Raw genomic sequence first — 16,402 nt, 5'->3', positions numbered from 1 at the left:
GTTCCTGCGGATATGATCCAGATTGATCGGAAAACGCTCTAATGCGGACGGCAAGAAACCCGCGCCAGCGTCATTCACGCCGACACAGGGAAATCATCGGATTGGGGGAAATGGCGGCTGGTGGAGCTGAGGGGAATCGAACCCCTGACCTCTGCAGTGCGATTGCAGCGCTCTCCCATCTGAGCTACAGCCCCGCCGCCTGCCCTGGGGAGACCCCAGGAGGCGCTCCCATTAGCGGCACCCGCGGCGCGATGCAACTGGCTTGTCGCATCGACGGAAGCACTGCGACGCACGGCGGAACGCCTGGGATCAAGGTCGAATTTCCGGAACTCTTCACACCTCCGCACAGTTGAATCGGGCAGACGGCAATAACGCCGCTTCCCGCAAGCTCACAGCAGGAGAGACAAACGATGGCGAACCGTAACAATCCCTACGGTCCGAGCGGCTATAACGACAGCCGAAGCCAGAGCGACTACAGCCAGGACTTCGGCTCCAGCCGCGACTATACCTATAGCAGCGCGCGCGACTATGCCGCCGCCGGCGAACTGGGCCGCGGCCGCGGCCGCGACAATGACGAATGGAATCGCGAGCGCTACGATACTCGCAGCCAGGGCTATGGCAGCGATCGTGGCGGCTGGAACGATGGCGATCGTGGCTGGAACGACGCCGGCACGCGCGGCGCCTACGGCCAGGATCGTGACCGCGGCTATGGCGATCGCGGCTATGGCGACCGCAGCTATGGCGACCGCAGCTATGGCGGCGATCGCTCCTACGGCACGCGCGACTGGGGCAGCCGCGACACCTTCGGGCGCGGCTATGGCCAGCAGGAGCAGGGCCGCGGCAGCTATGGCGCGAACCAGGATCGCTTGCGCGGCCGCAACGACGATCGCGGCGTGCAGGGCTATGATCGCGACCGCGGCTTCTTCGATCGCGCGGGCGATGAGGTCCGCTCGTGGTTCGGCGACGAGGAAGCAGAACGCCGCCGCCGCATGGACCAGCGCTATGACGAGCAGCAGTCCCGCAACGAGGGCGGCACGCACGACAATCATTATGGCGAGTGGCGCCGCAGCCGGATCCAGGAATTCGATCGCGACTATGACGAATATCGTCGTGAGAATGCGCAGCGCTTCCACAGCGAGTTCGAGAATTGGCGTACCGAGCGCACCGGTCAGCGCGATTCGCTGCGTCGCGTGACCGAGCACATGGAAGTGGTCGGATCGGACGACTCGCACGTCGGCACGGTCGACAAGGTGCGTGGCGATCGCATCCTGTTGACCAAGAATGACAGCGATGCCGAGGGTCGCCACCATTCGATCCCGTCGCGCTGGATCCAGTCGGTCGACGACAAGGTTCGCCTGCGCAAGACAGCGGAAGAGGCCAAGGACCATTGGCGCGACGAGGAGCGCACCAGCGCGCTGTTCGGCGATGACGACAAGGGCAGCACCCGTACCGGCGATCGCGACACGACGACGCAGGACTGGAGCACGTCCGGCAACCTCAACAAGAGCTTCAAGGGCACCTACTAAGGGCACGTGAAGCAAAGAGAGGGGGCCGCCCGGCGCTGTCGGGCGGCCCCCTCCTCATCGGGTCACAAATCCACGCGATCCGCGTGCATCACCTTGGTCCATGCCTTGCCGAATGCCGCGACGAACGCCGCCTCGGCATCATCGGTGGCATAGGCTTCGGCCAGAGCACGCAGCTGCGAATTGGAACCGAAGACCAGGTCCACTCGGGTGCCGGTCCAGCGGGGTTCGCCGGTGCTGCGGTCCTTCGCCACGAAGCTGCCGTCTCCTGTCGCTTCCCATTTGGCGGTGAAGCTGGTCGTCAGCAGGTTGCGGAAGAAGTCGTTGGTCAGCGTTTCCGGCCGGTCGGTGAACACGCCGTGCGTGCTGTCGCCGTGATTAGCCCCCAGGACGCGCAGTCCGCCGACCAATACGGTCATCTCCGGCGCGGTCAGCGTCAGCAGATGCGCCCGATCGACCAGCAGTTCCTCTTCCGAAAAGCCCATCGTCTCGGCGGCATAGTTGCGGAAGCCATCGGTCTTGGGCTCGAGCGGGGCAAAGCTGTGCGCGTCGGTCTGTTCCTGGCTTGCATCGGTGCGGCCCGGTACGAAGGGCAGCGAAAGCGTATGGCCCGCCTTCTTCGCCGCCGCTTCCACCGCTGCCGTGCCACCGAGCACGATCAGGTCGGCCAGCGACACCTTCTTCCCGCCGGTCTGCGCGGCGTTGAACTTCGCCTGGATGCCCTCCAGCACGCCCAGCGCCTTGGCGAGTTCGGCCGGCTCGTTCACCGCCCAGTCCTTTTGCGGGGCGAGGCGGATGCGCGCGCCATTGGCGCCGCCACGGCGGTCGGTCCCGCGATAGGTGCTGGCGGAGGCCCAGGCGGTCTTCACCAGCCGAGCGATCGACAGGCCCGATCCCAGTATCTCCGCTTTCAGCGCCGCCACATCGGCATCGTCGATCAGGGGGTGATCCACTACCGGCACCGGGTCCTGCCAAAGCCGCGGCTCAGCCGGCACTTCCGGCCCCAGCAGGCGCGCGTGCGGGCCGCTGTCGCGGTGGGTCAGCTTGTACCAGGCCTCGGCAAAAGCATGGGCGAACTGGTCCGGGTTCTCGTAGAAGCGCCGCGAGATCGGGCCATAGACGGGGTCGAAGCGCAGCGCGAGATCGGTGGTCAGCATGGTCGGGCGATGCTTCTTCGACGGATCGTGCGCGTCCGGGATCACCTCGCCGGCGTCCTTCGCCACCCACTGGTGTGCGCCGGCCGGGCTCTTGGTCAGCTCATACTCATATTCGAACAGGTTCTTGAAGAAGCCGTTGCCCCACTGGGTCGGCGTCTCGGTCCAGGTCACTTCCAGGCCGCTGGTGATCGTGTCGCCGGCATTGCCGGTGCCATAGCTGTTGGCCCAGCCGAGCGCCTGCATCTCCAGCCCCGCGCCTTCCGGCTCCGGCCCGATATACTGGCTGGGGTCCGCCGCGCCGTGCGTCTTGCCGAACGTATGGCCGCCGGCGATCAGCGCTACGGTCTCTTCGTCGTTCATCGCCATCCGCGCGAAGGTCTCGCGAATGTCGTGCGCGGCGAGCAGCGGATCGGGGTTGCCGTCCGGGCCTTCCGGATTGACGTAGATAAGGCCCATCTGCACGGCCGCCAGCGGGTTGGACAAGTCCCGCTCGCCCGAATAGCGGCCGCCGGGCTTGTCGCTGGTCTGCAGCCATTCGCGCTCGGGGCCCCAGTTGATGTCGCGCTCCGGCTCCCACACATCGGCGCGGCCGCCGCCGAACCCGGCGGTCTTGAAGCCCATCGATTCGAGCGCGCAATTGCCCGCCAGGATCATGAGGTCGGCCCAGGAAAGCGCCCGGCCATATTTCTGCTTGATCGGCCAGAGCAGCATGCGCGCCTTGTCGAGATTGGCGTTGTCCGGCCAGCTGTTGAGTGGCGCGAATCGCTGCGTGCCCGAGCTGGCGCCGCCGCGGCCGTCGCCGATTCGGTAGGTGCCGGCGCTGTGCCAGGCCATACGGATGAACAGCGGGCCATAATGGCCGAAGTCCGCCGGCCACCAGGCCTGCGAATCGGTCATAAGCGCGAAAATATCGGCCTTCACCGCGGCAAGGTCGAGCTTCGCGAATTCGGCGGCATAATCGAATTGCGGCCCCATCGGGTCGCCGGCCGGCGGGTTCTGGTGGAGCACGGTCAGGTCGAGCTGGTTCGGCCACCAGGTTCTGTTCGTCATGTCGAACAGGACGGCGTTACCCTCCATCTTGCCACCATGCATCGGGCACTGCGATTCGGCGTTCATTCGGGCATCTCCTTCTGGTTCGGGCTATGGTCTGGAGCAAAGCCTCGCACGGCCAGAGCGATCGATGAAATGGATTAGTCCGCGTACACTGATCGATCTTGCCGCTGATATCAGTATATCCGAACGGATAGGCGTAGGCCATGTCGCGCAGACGAAACGATGTTGCGCCAGGGCGGTTACGGACTTGGCTGGATTGCCCGCCCGAACCGGTTACAATCGCAACCATCTAGAAGATACGAAGCGGAGAGCCTGCATGACCGACGCCACCGAAGCCGATCTGACCGGCGGCACCCCCCGCCCCCGCCCCGATGGCGAGGTCGAGAAGATCGGCGGCCGCAAGCTCAAGCCCGCGACGATGATGATGGGGCATGGCTATGATCCGATGCTGTCGGAAGGCTCGCTCAAACCGCCCATCTTCCTCACCTCCACCTTCGTCTTCCCCAACGCCGCGGCGGGCAAGCGCCACTTCGAGGGCGTGACGGGCAAGCGCCCGGGCGGCGCCGAGGGCCTGGTCTATTCGCGCTTCAACGGCCCGAACCAGGAGATCCTCGAAGACCGCCTGGCGATCTGGGAAGAGGCGGAGGACGCGCTCGCCTTCTCCTCGGGCATGTCGGCGATCGCCACGCTGTTCCTGTCGATGGTCAAGCCGGGCGACACGATCATCCATTCGGGACCGCTCTATGCGGCGACCGAGACGCTGATCGCCCGCATCCTCGGCCGTTTCGGCATCCACTGGCTCGACTTCCCGGCGGGGGCCACGCGCGAAGAGATCGACGCGGTGCTGGCCAAGGCCGCCACCGGCAACGTCGCGCTGATCTATCTGGAGAGCCCGGCCAATCCCACCAACGCGCTGGTGGACGTCGAGGCGGTCGCCGCCAGCCGCGACGCGATCTTCAAGGGCGACACCAAGCCGCCGATCGCGATCGACAACACTTTTCTCGGCCCGCTCTGGTCGCAGCCGCTGAAGCACGGCGCCGACATCGTGGTCTATTCGCTCACCAAATATGCCGGCGGCCATTCGGATCTGGTGGCAGGCGGCGTGCTGGGGACGAAGGCGCACATCAACACCATCCGGCTGATGCGCAACACGATCGGCACCATCTGCGATCCCAATACCGCCTGGATGCTGCTCCGCTCGCTGGAGACGCTGGAACTGCGGATGAGCCGCGCGGGCGAGAATGCCGCCAAGGTGTGCGAATTTCTTGCGAGCCACCCGAAGGTGGAAAAGGTCGGCTATCTCGGCTTTCTCGAACGCGGTGACGATCAGCGCCAGGCCGACATCTATCGCCGCCACTGCACCGGCGCCGGCTCCACCTTCTCGCTCTACCTCAAGGGCGGCGAGAAGGAGGCTTTCGCCTTTCTCGATTCGCTCAAGATCGCCAAGCTCGCGGTCAGCCTGGGCGGCACCGAGACCCTGGCCAGCCACCCGGCGGGCATGACGCATCTGTCGGTGCCGGAAGCCCGCAAGCAAGCGCTGGCGATCACCGACAACCTCGTCCGCATCTCGATCGGCGTCGAGGATGCCGACGACCTGATCGCCGATTTCGAGAATGCGCTGAAGGCAGTGTGATGCCGGGAGGCGCGGGAGGGTCTATGCCGCTCCCGCGCCCAGCGCGAGCAGCCGCGCCCGCACCACATCCGGAATGGGCTGCGGCCGCCGCGTGTCGAGATCGAGATGCACGCTCACCATCTCCACCTCGGCATGAAGTTCGCCGGTTTCGGCATGGCACAGGTCGATCCGCATGGTCATGCTGCTGTTACCAAGCCGCTCCACCCGTACGAATGCCTCGACCAGATCGTCGAACCGGAACGGCCGCTTATATTCCAGCTGCGCCCGGACGACGTTGAACTCGGCCTCCATCCACACCGGCCCCAGCTCGGCGAGATTCGCCCAGCGCCAGAACTCGGTCAGCCCGACATCGGCATATTCCAGATAGCGCGAGTTGAAGACGATCTTCTGCCCGTCGATCTCGGAGTAACGGACGCGGAAGCGGGTGGAGAAGGGGAAACCGGGGCGGGACAAGACAAGCTCCAAGTTTGTGCAAGGTACGATCTGGATTGAGTTCATTCCCAGCAACCCGCAGAAACCCGCAAGTTGGCTCGGTGACTAGAAGTTGGCATTCTCGATATCGGCGGCAATTCCGCCGCCGCAGTCGTGAGGACGCATGATGTCATTCGCAAACTTGTGCGCCTTCCTCCTCGTCGTCTTCGCTTTCGCCACCCTCATCCTGAAGGTGGTGGAAGTGTCGCGTCGGGATTAAGGCCAACGGGCGGGGGGCGCGTTGCAGCGCGCTCCCCAAACGAAAAGCCCCCGCCGTTGCAGCGGCGGGGGCTCGCATCATGGGAAACCCATGTCATTCGCACGGTCTATATAGCCGAACCCCGCATTCGTTTCAATCGGGCCATCACCCCGCGTTCGCCGCCGGCGTGTTCACCCCCATCGACTGGAGATACTTCTTCACGTTGCGCGCGGCCTGGCGGAGGCGTTGTTCGTTCTCGACCATCGCGATGCGGACGAAACCCTCGCCATTCTCGCCATATCCCACGCCCGGTGCCACAGCGACCTTGGCATGGGTCAGCAGCTGCTTGGAAAATTCCAGGCTGCCGAGATGCGCCAGCGCCGGCGGCAGCGGCGCCCAGGCGAACATCGAGGCACGGGGGCTCGGGATGTCCCAGCCCGCCCGGGCGAAGCTCTCCACCATCACGTCGCGACGCTTGTGGTAGAGCTGGCGGTTCTTCTCGACAATATCCTGCGGGCCGTTCAGCGCGGCGCAGGCCGCGGCCTGGATCGGCGTGAACGCGCCGTAATCGAGGTACGACTTCACGCGCGTCATCGCCGCGATCAGCTGGCGGTTGCCCACCGCGAAGCCCATGCGCCAGCCGGCCATGGAGTAGGTCTTGCTGAGCGAGGTGAACTCGATCGCCACGTCCTTGGCGCCCTTGACCTGCAGGATCGAAGGCGTCGGCTTGCCATCGAAATAGAGCTCCGAATAGGCGAGGTCGGAGAGGATCCACACCTTGTTCTCGCGCGCCCAGGCGACCAGCCGCTCGTAGAAGGCGAGGTCCACCGTCTCCGCCGTCGGGTTCGACGGATAGTTGACGACCAGGATCGACGGGCGCGGCACGGTGAAGTTCATCGCGCGCTCGAGGCTCTCGAAATAGGCATCGTCGGGCGTCGTCGGCACCGCGCGGATCGTCGCCCCCGCGATGATGAAGCCGAAGGTATGGATCGGGTAGCTGGGGTTCGGCGCCAGCACCACGTCGCCCGGCGCGGTGATCGCGGTGGCGAGGCTGGCCAGGCCCTCCTTCGATCCCATCGTGACGACGACTTCGGTCTCGGGATCGAGATCGACACCGAAGCGGCGGCCATAATAATTGGCCTGGGCGCGGCGCAGGCCGGGAATGCCCTTGGACTGCGAATAGCCGTGCGCGTCGGGCTTGCGGGCCACTTCGCACAGTTTCTCGATCACATGGTCGGGCGGGGGCAGGTCCGGATTGCCCATGCCGAGGTCGATAATGTCCTCTCCGCCCGCGCGCGCCGCTGCCCGCATCGCGTTCACTTCGGCGATGACATAGGGGGGCAAGCGCTTGATGCGGTAGAATTCTTCGGACATTTCCTCGACTTTCAAGGGTTCTTATCTGCGACACAAAATTGTGTCGTGCCCGCGTTCTACGCCATAAAGGCGCAGTCGGGAATGACGCATTGCACTGCCTGCGCTAAGGCGAGGCAAAGGAGAGGACCGAATGGCCGACACGCTCACCCCAACCCTGCCCAGCCTGGAAGATCTGCAGCACTGGACCTGGGTGATGGGCCGCGCGCAGCAGATGATGCTGGAACACGGGCTGGACCTGATGGAGCATGTGCCGGTCGCGCCGCCGTTCGGCATGCTGCTCGATCCCACCCCGGCAATGCGGGCGACGGCGGATTTCTGGGCCGACACCATGGTCCTCTGGCAGCGTTTTCTTGATCCCGCCCATGCCGAACCGTTCGTCGAGACGGCAGAACAGGCCCGCGACAAGCGTTTCAAGGCGCCGCAGTGGCGCGAGGAGCCGATCTTCGACTTCCTGCGCCAGAGCTATTTCGTCATCGCCGATCACCTGCTGAAGAATGTCGAAGCGCTCGAACATGTCGACGCCCGGCAGAAGGACCAGATCCGGTTCGCCACCAAGGGCTTCATCGATGCGATGAGCCCGACCAACTTCCCGGCGACCAACCCGCAGGTGCTCGAGAAAATCGTCGAGACCAAGGGCGAAAGCCTGCTCAAGGGTCTGCAGCACATGCTGTCGGATATGGCCAAGGGCCAGATGACGCAGACCGCAGAAGGCGCGTTCGAACTCGGCCGCAACCTGGCGATGACGCCCGGCAAGGTCGTCAAGCGCACCCCGCTGTACGAGCTGATCCAATATTCGCCGACGACCGAGGAGGTGCTGGAAACGCCCCTGATCATCTTCCCGCCCTGGATCAACCGCTTCTACATTCTCGATCTCACGCCGGAAAAAAGCTTCATCCGCTGGGCGGTGGACCAGGGGATTACGGTGTTCGTCGTTTCGTGGCGCTCGGCCGATGCGACGATGAAGGACGTCGTGTGGGACGATTATGTCGAGCATGGTCAGATCGACGCAATCGATACCGTGCGCGATCTGCTCGGCGTCGAAAGCGTTCATACGATCGGCTATTGCGTCGCCGGCACCACGCTGGCCGCGACGCTGGCGGTGCTCGCCGCACGCGACCAGGCGGAAAAGGTGAAGAGCGCCACCTTCTTCACCGCGCAGGTGGATTTTGCCGATGCCGGCGAACTGCGCATCTTTGTCGACGACGATCAGCTGGCGATGATCCGCAGCCTCAGCGCCGAAGGGTTCTTGGACGGCCGCTACATGGCCGCCACGTTCAACCTGCTCCGCGGCCGCGACCTGATCTGGAATTATGTCACCAACAACTATCTGATGGGGCAGGATTATGCCCCGTTCGATCTGCTGCACTGGAACTCGGACGTCACCAACCTGCCGGCAACCTGGCACCTCAGCTACCTGACCGACCTGTATCGCGACAACAAGCTGGTTTCACCGGGCGCGTTGGCGATCGGGGGAACGCCCATCGATCTGTCGCGAGTGACGACGCCGTCCTATATCCAGGCCGGCCGCGAAGATCACATCGCGCCGCCGAAAAGTGTCTGGAAGATGACACAGCATTTCCGCGGCCCGCATCGCTTTGTTCTTGCAGGATCGGGTCATATCGCGGGAGTCGTCAACCCACCGACTGCAAAGAAATACCAATACTGGACCAATTCCGAGCCGGCCGATTCGCTCGAATCATTTCTTGAAAACGCCACCGAAACGGCCGGAAGCTGGTGGCCGGATTGGTTGATTTGGCTCTCTGCGTTGAATCGTGCCAAAGTAAAGGCCAACGGAGCACGAATCCCGGGGGGTGGAACCCTGCCCGCGGTTGCGGATGCCCCCGGCATCTATGTTAAAACGCGCTGACAAACTGGCGCGTTGCAACGCGGAAATTCGCGGCATTGTGCAGTGCACAAAGCGACCTTGCAAAATGACGCCGCTGACCGTATATGCTGCACTGCAGCAATAGGTAGGAAGCTAGTCATATGGCCAGCAAGGGACCGAAGACGAACTCCAGGTCTACCGTGAAAGCGGGAACGCGTGCCGGCATCGTGCCAGCGGCGACCACCACCGAAGCTGCTGCGGCCAAGCCGGAGGCCATGCCCATTCCCGCCGCCGAGACGATCGTCCCGGCCGCGGCACTGGTGCCGCCCCCGGTCGACGCCGCTGCAACGCAGGAAGTGAAGACCAACATCGAAGAAGCGACCGCTACCGTGGCAGAGCCTGTAAAGGCCGCTGTCGAGGAAGCGATCGAGGCCGCAGAGACCGTCGCGCCGGCGGTCACCACCAGCACCGCGAAGGAAACGACTATCATGGCTACCAATTTCGAGACGACCACTGCCCAGACCCAGAATATGTTCGGCGACATGAACGAGCGCGCCAAGGCCGCCGTTGAAAAGTCGACCAAGCTGGTCGAAGAAGCCAACGAATTCGCCAAGGGCAACATCGAAGCGATGGTCGAATCCGGTCGCATCGCCGCCAAGGGCTTCGAAGCCATGGGCCAGGAAGCTGCCGAATATAGCCGTCGCTCGTTCGAAACCGCGACCGCGGCGATGAAGAACCTGGCTTCGGTGAAGTCGCCGGCCGATTTCTTCAAGCTGCAGAGCGAATATATGCGCGGCGCGTTCGACTCCTATGTCGCTGAAACCTCGAAGCACACCGAAGCGATGCTGAAGCTGGCCGGCGATGCCGCTCAGCCGCTGTCGAACCGCTTCGCGGTTGCCGTGGAAAAGGTGAAGGCGAACGCCTGATCCGGCCCCTGGCACGCCAGGATCCAGCAAGGGGGCGGTCGCGAAAGCGGCCGCCCTTTCGCGTTGGTGCGGGACAAAATGATGCCCGCCCCGTCACGCTGCCTTGCCCTTGCGGGCGGTGCATCATATTTTCCCAGGGTTATGGCCGAACTCACCCATCAGATTCGTATGGCCGAAGACGGCGACCGGGACGATCGCGGCAATGACGGCCAGGCCGGCATCGCTACGCGCACCCGTACGCGTACCAAGAAGCCGACGCCCTATCGCGTGCTGATGCTGAACGACGATTATACGCCGATGGAATTCGTCGTCCTTGTCCTTCAGCGCTATTTCCGGATGACGATCGAGGAAGCCACGCAGGTGATGCTGCACGTGCATCAGCGCGGTGTCGGCGTGTGCGGTGTCTTCAGCTATGAAGTGGCGGAAACCAAGGTTTCGCAGGTGATCGATTTCGCCCGGCAGAACCAGCATCCGCTACAATGCACGCTGGAAAAGGCCTGATCGGCGAGGCCGGTCAGCTGGCCGGGGGCAACCAGCGCAGATCCAGCCCCTGATAGCGATTGACGTAGTTGGCCGCGGTGGACAGCGCCGAAAGATCGAGCAGGGTGACGCGGCCGCCTTCGCGCGCGATCATCCCTTCTTCCTCCAATTGCCGCAGCATGCGGTTGACGTGCACCGCGGTCAGCCCGGTAGCGTCGCCGATCTCCTCCTGCGTCAGGCCCAGCACGAAAGTGGCGTCGATCGTCTTGTCGGTTGCCCGCAAGCGATTGCGCAGGTCGAGCAGCAGGGCCGCCACGCGCGCCTTGGCACTGGTGCGGCCCAGTGCCGCGAGACGGTCGGTCAGCGAAACGCGCTCGATCTGGCTATAGACCAGGATCATCGCCGAAAGACGCGGGTGCGTCCGCATGATCTCGGCCAGCGCTGCGCGGTCGAACGGCGAGACGACGGAATCGGAAAGCGCGCACAGCGTCTCCGGCGCCTCGGCATAGATCGCCGAGGAGATGCCAAGCATGTCGCCTGGGAACAGGAACCGCAGAATCTGCCGGCTGCCGTCGTCGAGCAGCACGTAACTCATCATCACGCCCTTGCGGAGAATGAACAATTCTCCGCACGGCTCGTTCTCACGCTGCAGCACCGCGCCGCGCCGCACATGGCGCTGGCGCAATTCGAGCGCGTCCAACGCGTCGCGTTCGCGCTGCGTCAGTTCGATCAGCTCGCTCAATACTTCGGCAAAACAACTTCTTGACACGCGTGCACTTCCCCCGGTTCCCCCTGCAAAGCAGCGCAACGAAATCAGCGCATTAAAATCGATCAACCTCCCTCTCAGCCTACCGCTTGCGCGCGCGGGCAGAGCGGCTAGAAGCCGGCCATGGACCGTATTCTCATCCGCGGCGGCAAGCGCCTTTCCGGCAAGATCGCGATTTCGGGGGCGAAGAACTCTGCCCTCACCCTGATGCCCTGCGCGCTGCTTACTGACGAGCCCCTTACGCTCAGAAACCTGCCACGATTGGCAGATGTCGACAGCTTCGGACATCTACTGAACGAGCTGGGTGCATCGACGTCGATCGAAGGCACCCGGCCGACGGATTTCGGCCGCGTTCTCACCGTGCGGGCGGGCCGGCTCACCTCCACCGTCGCGCCGTACGACATCGTGCGCAAGATGCGCGCCTCGATCCTGGTGCTCGGCCCGTTGCTCGCGCGCGAAGGCGAAGCGACGGTATCGCTGCCCGGCGGCTGCGCGATCGGCAATCGCCCGATCGATCTCCACCTGAAGGCGCTCGAGGCGCTGGGGGCGGAGATCGAGCTGAGCGCCGGCTATGTGAAGGCGATCGCGCCCGGCGGCCGCATCGCTGGCGGCCGCTTCCGCTTCCCGGTCGTGTCGGTCGGCGCGACGGAAAATGCGCTGATGGCGGCGGTCACTGCGCGGGGCACCAGCGTGCTGGAAAATGCCGCGCGCGAACCCGAAATCGTCGACCTGTGCAATCTGCTGGTGGCCATGGGCGCGGTGATCCGCGGCATCGGCACCGAAACGCTGGAGATTGACGGCCGCGATCGGCTGCACGGTGCCACCTATGCGGTGATGCCCGATCGCATCGAAGCGGGCAGCTATGCCTGCGCCGCGGCGATCACCGGCGGCGATGTGGAACTGCTCGGCGCCGCGCCGAACGACATGCGCGCCACGCTCGATGCGCTGGTCGATGCCGGCGTCACGGTCGAGGAGACCGCGAACAGCGTGCGAGTCGCGGCCGACAACGGCTTGCGCCCGCTCACGCTCAACACTGCCCCTTTCCCCGGCTTCGCCACCGACATGCAGGCGCAGTTCATGGCGATGCTGTGCAAGGCCGATGGCGCCAGCACGCTGACCGAGACGATCTTCGAGAATCGCTACATGCACGTGCCCGAACTGGCGCGTATGGGCGCGGATATCGAAGTGCATGGCCGCACCGCGATCGTGCGCGGCGTGCCGAAGCTCACCGGCGCGCCGGTGATGGCCACCGATCTGCGCGCCTCGATGAGCCTGATCCTCGCCGGCCTCGCGGCCGAAGGGGAAACCCAGGTCAACCGCGTCTACCATCTCGATCGCGGCTATGAGCGGCTGGAAGAAAAGCTGCAGGGCGTCGGCGCCGACATCGAACGCGTCGGCGACGGCTGACGGGGCCGCACGGAGGCGGTCGTCAACTTGCGGTAAACCGTTCGCCGCTACCGTAACGGCATGGGGATCCGATCGGGAGATGCCCCGTGCTCGAATGCCAGACCGTCCTTGCGGCGCCGGCGCCGCTTCCCCGGGAACTCTTCACGATGGCGTTCCAGCCTGTCGTGAACACCAACACCCTGGTCGTCACCGCCTATGAGGCGACGTTTCGCGGGCCGAGCGGCGAAGGCCCGGCCGTGTTCGCCGCCGCGCTGCCCGAATCGGCGCGCCCCACGTTCGATCTGCGCTGCCGGGTTGCGGCGCTGGAACAAGCAATCGCGCTGGGCCTGATCGATCGCCGCGTGCGCCTCGCGGTGAAGGTGATGCCCACCTATATCGCCGATCCCGTCGCCGATGCCGAACGGATGCAGCGAATCGTCCGTCGCCTGGGTTTCCCGGCGCGCGAACTGGTGTTCGAATTCAGCGATCGCGACCACCTCGAAAGCGATCATATGGTCGCGCTGGTCAAGGCGTATCGCAAGCTCGGCTTCCTTATCGCCTTCGACGATTTCGGGGCGGGCGACATGGGGCTGGAGCTGCTGTCGCTGCTCACGCCGGATACGCTCAAGCTCGCGCCCGAACTGGTTCACAGCCTGTCGACCAGCTGGGCGCGACGCCTGGTGGTCGAGCGGGTGGTCGAGATCGCTCGCAAGGGCCGCATCCGGCTGATCGCCGAGGGCGTCGATACCCGCGCGGAGCATGATCGGCTGCGGTCGCTCGGCGTGTCGCTGATGCAGGGCGAAGCGATCGCGCCGCCGCAGATCGGCGCCTTGCCCGCTCCGGCGCTGCGGTTCGACGGCGCGGCCTGAACAGAGTCCGACTCGCAACCCGCACGCGCCTTTGCCGGCTGTGAATTGCGTAGATTCCCCATTCGGTCGAAACCCAATGCGGCGACGTCCGGAATGGGCGCGGTAGCGGCGATTGTTTACCCCTTGTTCAGGCTCGCAGCAGCCGAGCAACGGGAGAAACGAAATGCGCGACATGGCGGATATCCGGATCGGGCTGGAACCCATCGCAACGCACGGCACGCGCGAGCCCTTCGCCTGGCGTGCCGCCATCCTCAGCCGGCCGCAGGCGTTCCACACCGCCGACGCCATCCTGCTTGCCCCCGATCGGCTGGCGCTGGAAGCGCTGCGGCTCGATCGCGCGCTCGAAGCCGCCGCGGCGGCGGATCTCGCCGACAGCGGCTGCCTGCTGGTCGTCCCGGTCAATGCCCGTGCCGGCGCACCCGATCGCCTGCTCTGCCTGTTGTTTCGCGCCGCGCTGCGCCATGGCTACCCGTTCGAACAGCTGGTGATCGAAGTCCACGCAGATGAAGACGCCGATCATGCGGCGGCCACTGCGCTGATTCGCGCCTGCGCCGATCGCGGGCTGATGGTGGCATTGGCCGGGTTCGCCGCCGGCCCGCTCGGGCTCCGGCTGCTGGCGCATTGCTCGCCCCGGCTGATCCGCCTTGATCCGGGGTTCGCCCGGCGGCTGGACGCCGCCCCCGCCCGCGCACGGATGGTCGAAGGCGTGCTGCGCATCGCCCGCGGCATGGGCGTTGCCGTGGTCGCGCCCGCGCCTACGCTGGACACGGAACGCGATGCCGCGCTCGCCAGCGGGCTTCGCCATTTCCACGGCCGCGGCGAACCCGCGCCACGCCGCACCCGTCCCGTTGCCCGTCCCGTGTGGAATGCGGCGGTCGCCAACCACCGCGCGACGCGCCTTTCGGCCTGATCCGCCTGCGCATTGCCTCGGCAGGGCAGCGCGACTATGCGCTCCACCCCATGGCCGATCCCACTACCATCCGCCGTCTCTATGGCCGCCGTCAGGGGCACAAGCTGCGCCAGGGCCAGTCCGAGCTGGTCGAATCGCTGCTCCCCCGGCTCAGCCTGCCCGAACACGGCCCGCTGGACGCGACGTCGCTGTTCGGCGACGATCGCCCGCTGGAACTCGAAATCGGCTTCGGCGGCGGTGAGCATCTCGCGGGTCAGGCGGCGATGCGGCCCGATCACGGCTTTATCGGCTGCGAACCGTTCCTGAACGGCGTGGTCGGCGCGCTCAACCACGTTCGCGACGGCGATCTAGCCAACGTCCGCATCCATATGGGCGATGCGCTGGAAGTGGTCGAACGGCTGCCCGACGCCAGCCTCAGCCGCGTCTATCTGCTCCATCCCGATCCCTGGCCCAAGGCGCGCCATGCCAAGCGCCGCATGGTCAATCACGGGCCGATGGATCTTATCGCCGCGAAGCTGAAGCCCGGTTGCGAATTCCGCCTGGGCACCGATGATCCCACCTATTGCCGCTGGGCGATGATGGTGATGGGGCAGCGCCGCGATTTCGTCTGGCAGGCGCAGTCGGCACCGGATTTCCTCACCCGTCCTGCCGACTGGCCGGAAACGCGCTATGAGCGCAAGGCGCGCCGCCAGGGACACGAGGTGTGGTACTTCCGCTATGTCCGCATCTGACGAAGGGCACCGCATCGAGTCGGTAGAGACCGTGTATCAGGGCTGGGGCCGGATGCTGCTGGCCACGCTGGTCACGCCCGACGGCAGCCGCATCACGCGCCAGATCGAGGATCATGGCGATGCGGTCGCCGTGCTGCCCTATGATGCCGAACGCGGCACGGTCGTGCTCGTCCGCCAGTCGCGGCCGCCGCTGCTGTTCCGCGGGCGCGCGGAGCCGGTGTTCGAGGTGCTGGCCGGCCGCATCGATTCGGGCGAGGATGCGCTGGGAACCGCCCGCCGCGAAGCGATGGAGGAAGCCGGCCTGCGCCTGGGCGCGCTCACGCTGGTCGGCGACTTCCATGCCATGCCCGCCGTCTCCACCGAGATGCTGACGCTATATCTCGCGCCCTATACGGCGGCCGACCGGATCACCGCGGGCGGCGGCCTTGCCGACGATCACGAGGATATCGAAGTGATCGAACTTCCGCTCGACAGGCTGTGGGACATGGGCATGGCGGCGCTGGCGGACATGAAGACGGCGCTGCTGGTCCTCGCCCTGCGCGAGCGGCTCGCCGCGGGGACATGGCCACCCGCCGCCTGACCGCGCGGCTTCGTGCTTGCGCGGGCCGCATCGCCGCCCCCATAAGGTAGCGGCATGGAAGGCCCCTATCTCTCCACCGTATCGGAAACGATCCAGGCCGCGATCGCGCCGGTGTTTCTGCTCGCCGGTATCGGCGCCTTTCTCAACACCATGGTCGGGCGGCTTGCCCGCATCGTCGATCGAGCCCGGTCGATCGAGGAACTCCACCCCCGCTCCAGCGGCCCGGAGCATGAGCGCCACGTCTGGGAACTGCGAATCATCGATCGCCGCATTTCGGTGATCAACAACGCGATCTTCCTGTGCACCGCCAGCGCGCTGGCGATCTGCCTGGTTGTGGCGCTGATGTTCGTCTCGCGGCTGGCCAATCTGCACGTCGGCATTTGGGTCGCGGTGGCGTTCATCATCTCGATGCTGCTGCTGATCTCGGGCCTGATCTATTTCCTGGTCGAGGTCCGCATGTCGCTGCGCGCGATCCATGTCCGCGAAGAGCTGCTCGAACTCGATCGCTGAGCCGCCGCC

Annotated in this window: 15 protein-coding genes and 1 tRNA gene; 11 read left to right on the top strand and 5 right to left on the bottom strand. The window is 65.3% G+C overall.

What is annotated here, in order from left to right:
* Window positions 1–118 precede the first annotated feature (118 nt).
* Window positions 119–194, bottom strand: a tRNA-Ala gene (locus B215_RS0108825).
* A 216-nt stretch (window positions 195–410) separates the two neighbouring features.
* Between B215_RS0108825 and B215_RS0108820 the strand changes: the two genes are divergently transcribed.
* Window positions 411–1,526 (top strand): DUF2171 domain-containing protein, encoded by a 1,116-nt coding sequence (locus B215_RS0108820; RefSeq protein ID WP_019369285.1) that lies wholly within the window; start codon window positions 411–413, stop codon window positions 1,524–1,526.
* Window positions 1,527–1,588: 62 nt separating this feature from the next.
* On the opposite strand, the gene katG is transcribed toward B215_RS0108820, so the two are convergent.
* Window positions 1,589–3,796 (bottom strand): catalase/peroxidase HPI, encoded by a 2,208-nt coding sequence (gene katG, locus B215_RS0108815; RefSeq protein WP_019369284.1) that lies wholly within the window; start codon window positions 3,794–3,796, stop codon window positions 1,589–1,591.
* Window positions 3,797–4,049: 253 nt separating this feature from the next.
* Between katG and B215_RS0108810 the strand changes: the two genes are divergently transcribed.
* On the top strand, window positions 4,050–5,366 hold the full coding sequence (locus B215_RS0108810) for a cystathionine gamma-synthase family protein (RefSeq protein ID WP_019369283.1): 1,317 nt from the start codon (window positions 4,050–4,052) through the stop codon (window positions 5,364–5,366).
* Window positions 5,367–5,387: 21 nt separating this feature from the next.
* On the opposite strand, the gene B215_RS0108805 is transcribed toward B215_RS0108810, so the two are convergent.
* Together B215_RS0108805 and B215_RS0108795 are read right to left on the bottom strand one after the other, a co-directional pair.
* Window positions 5,388–5,819 carry an acyl-CoA thioesterase gene (locus B215_RS0108805; RefSeq protein ID WP_019369282.1) on the bottom strand — a complete coding sequence of 144 codons (432 nt, stop codon included), beginning with the start codon at window positions 5,817–5,819 and terminating at the stop codon, window positions 5,388–5,390.
* Between the two features lie 382 nt (window positions 5,820–6,201).
* Window positions 6,202–7,410 (bottom strand): LL-diaminopimelate aminotransferase, encoded by a 1,209-nt coding sequence (locus B215_RS0108795; protein WP_026009103.1) that lies wholly within the window; start codon window positions 7,408–7,410, stop codon window positions 6,202–6,204.
* Window positions 7,411–7,540: 130 nt separating this feature from the next.
* On the opposite strand from B215_RS0108795, the gene phaC reads away from it, so the two are divergent.
* From phaC to clpS, 3 genes are all read left to right on the top strand, one after another.
* Window positions 7,541–9,277 carry a class I poly(R)-hydroxyalkanoic acid synthase gene (gene phaC, locus B215_RS0108790; protein ID WP_019369279.1) on the top strand — a complete coding sequence of 579 codons (1,737 nt, stop codon included), beginning with the start codon at window positions 7,541–7,543 and terminating at the stop codon, window positions 9,275–9,277.
* A 158-nt stretch (window positions 9,278–9,435) separates the two neighbouring features.
* Window positions 9,436–10,161 carry a phasin family protein gene (locus B215_RS0108785; protein ID WP_019369278.1) on the top strand — a complete coding sequence of 242 codons (726 nt, stop codon included), beginning with the start codon at window positions 9,436–9,438 and terminating at the stop codon, window positions 10,159–10,161.
* A gap of 168 nt (window positions 10,162–10,329) precedes the next feature.
* A complete protein-coding gene (gene clpS, locus B215_RS0108780) occupies window positions 10,330–10,662 on the top strand; it encodes an ATP-dependent Clp protease adapter ClpS (protein ID WP_026009101.1) in 333 nt (110 codons plus the stop codon).
* Between the two features lie 13 nt (window positions 10,663–10,675).
* Here the strand turns inward: clpS and B215_RS0108775 are convergent, their stop codons facing one another.
* Window positions 10,676–11,383, bottom strand: a complete 708-nt coding sequence (locus B215_RS0108775) for a Crp/Fnr family transcriptional regulator (RefSeq protein WP_019369276.1) — start codon at window positions 11,381–11,383, stop codon at window positions 10,676–10,678.
* A gap of 147 nt (window positions 11,384–11,530) precedes the next feature.
* Between B215_RS0108775 and murA the strand changes: the two genes are divergently transcribed.
* From murA to B215_RS0108745, 6 genes are all read left to right on the top strand, one after another.
* Window positions 11,531–12,814 (top strand): UDP-N-acetylglucosamine 1-carboxyvinyltransferase, encoded by a 1,284-nt coding sequence (gene murA, locus B215_RS0108770; protein ID WP_019369275.1) that lies wholly within the window; start codon window positions 11,531–11,533, stop codon window positions 12,812–12,814.
* Window positions 12,815–12,960: 146 nt separating this feature from the next.
* Entirely contained in the window at window positions 12,961–13,662 is a 702-nt protein-coding gene (locus B215_RS0108765; RefSeq protein ID WP_037513461.1) for an EAL domain-containing protein, read from the top strand.
* 163 nt (window positions 13,663–13,825) lie between these two features.
* Window positions 13,826–14,572, top strand: a complete 747-nt coding sequence (locus tag B215_RS0108760) for an EAL domain-containing protein (RefSeq protein WP_019369273.1) — start codon at window positions 13,826–13,828, stop codon at window positions 14,570–14,572.
* Window positions 14,573–14,622: 50 nt separating this feature from the next.
* Window positions 14,623–15,303: a tRNA (guanine(46)-N(7))-methyltransferase TrmB gene (gene trmB, locus B215_RS0108755; RefSeq protein ID WP_026009100.1), complete on the top strand. Its 681-nt coding sequence runs from the start codon at window positions 14,623–14,625 to the stop codon at window positions 15,301–15,303.
* Window positions 15,290–15,883, top strand: a complete 594-nt coding sequence (locus B215_RS0108750) for an NUDIX domain-containing protein (RefSeq protein WP_019369271.1) — start codon at window positions 15,290–15,292, stop codon at window positions 15,881–15,883. Before trmB ends, B215_RS0108750 begins: the two co-directional genes overlap by 14 nt.
* A 54-nt stretch (window positions 15,884–15,937) precedes the next feature.
* Entirely contained in the window at window positions 15,938–16,393 is a 456-nt protein-coding gene (locus B215_RS0108745) for a DUF2721 domain-containing protein (RefSeq protein WP_019369270.1), read from the top strand.
* The last annotated feature ends 9 nt before the right edge of the window (window positions 16,394–16,402 follow it).

The organism is Sphingomonas sp. ATCC 31555, assembly GCF_000282895.1.
Lineage (GTDB): Bacteria > Pseudomonadota > Alphaproteobacteria > Sphingomonadales > Sphingomonadaceae > Sphingomonas.
This window is presented reverse-complemented; position numbering and strand designations above follow the sequence as displayed.

What these genes read in the sequence shown, in the direction of transcription:
- B215_RS0108760 (WP_019369273.1), top strand. Translation starts at nt 13,826, where the DNA reads ATGCGCGACATGGCGGATATCCGGATCGGGCTGGAACCCATCGCAACG.
- murA (WP_019369275.1), top strand. Translation starts at nt 11,531, where the DNA reads ATGGACCGTATTCTCATCCGCGGCGGCAAGCGCCTTTCCGGCAAGATC.
- B215_RS0108765 (WP_037513461.1), top strand. Translation starts at nt 12,961, where the DNA reads ATGGCGTTCCAGCCTGTCGTGAACACCAACACCCTGGTCGTCACCGCC.
- katG (WP_019369284.1), bottom strand. Translation starts at nt 3,796, where the DNA reads ATGAACGCCGAATCGCAGTGCCCGATGCATGGTGGCAAGATGGAGGGT.
- B215_RS0108745 (WP_019369270.1), top strand. Translation starts at nt 15,938, where the DNA reads ATGGAAGGCCCCTATCTCTCCACCGTATCGGAAACGATCCAGGCCGCG.
- B215_RS0108795 (WP_026009103.1), bottom strand. Translation starts at nt 7,410, where the DNA reads ATGTCCGAAGAATTCTACCGCATCAAGCGCTTGCCCCCCTATGTCATC.
- B215_RS0108820 (WP_019369285.1), top strand. Translation starts at nt 411, where the DNA reads ATGGCGAACCGTAACAATCCCTACGGTCCGAGCGGCTATAACGACAGC.
- trmB (WP_026009100.1), top strand. Translation starts at nt 14,623, where the DNA reads ATGGCCGATCCCACTACCATCCGCCGTCTCTATGGCCGCCGTCAGGGG.
- clpS (WP_026009101.1), top strand. Translation starts at nt 10,330, where the DNA reads ATGGCCGAAGACGGCGACCGGGACGATCGCGGCAATGACGGCCAGGCC.
- B215_RS0108750 (WP_019369271.1), top strand. Translation starts at nt 15,290, where the DNA reads ATGTCCGCATCTGACGAAGGGCACCGCATCGAGTCGGTAGAGACCGTG.
- B215_RS0108810 (WP_019369283.1), top strand. Translation starts at nt 4,050, where the DNA reads ATGACCGACGCCACCGAAGCCGATCTGACCGGCGGCACCCCCCGCCCC.
- phaC (WP_019369279.1), top strand. Translation starts at nt 7,541, where the DNA reads ATGGCCGACACGCTCACCCCAACCCTGCCCAGCCTGGAAGATCTGCAG.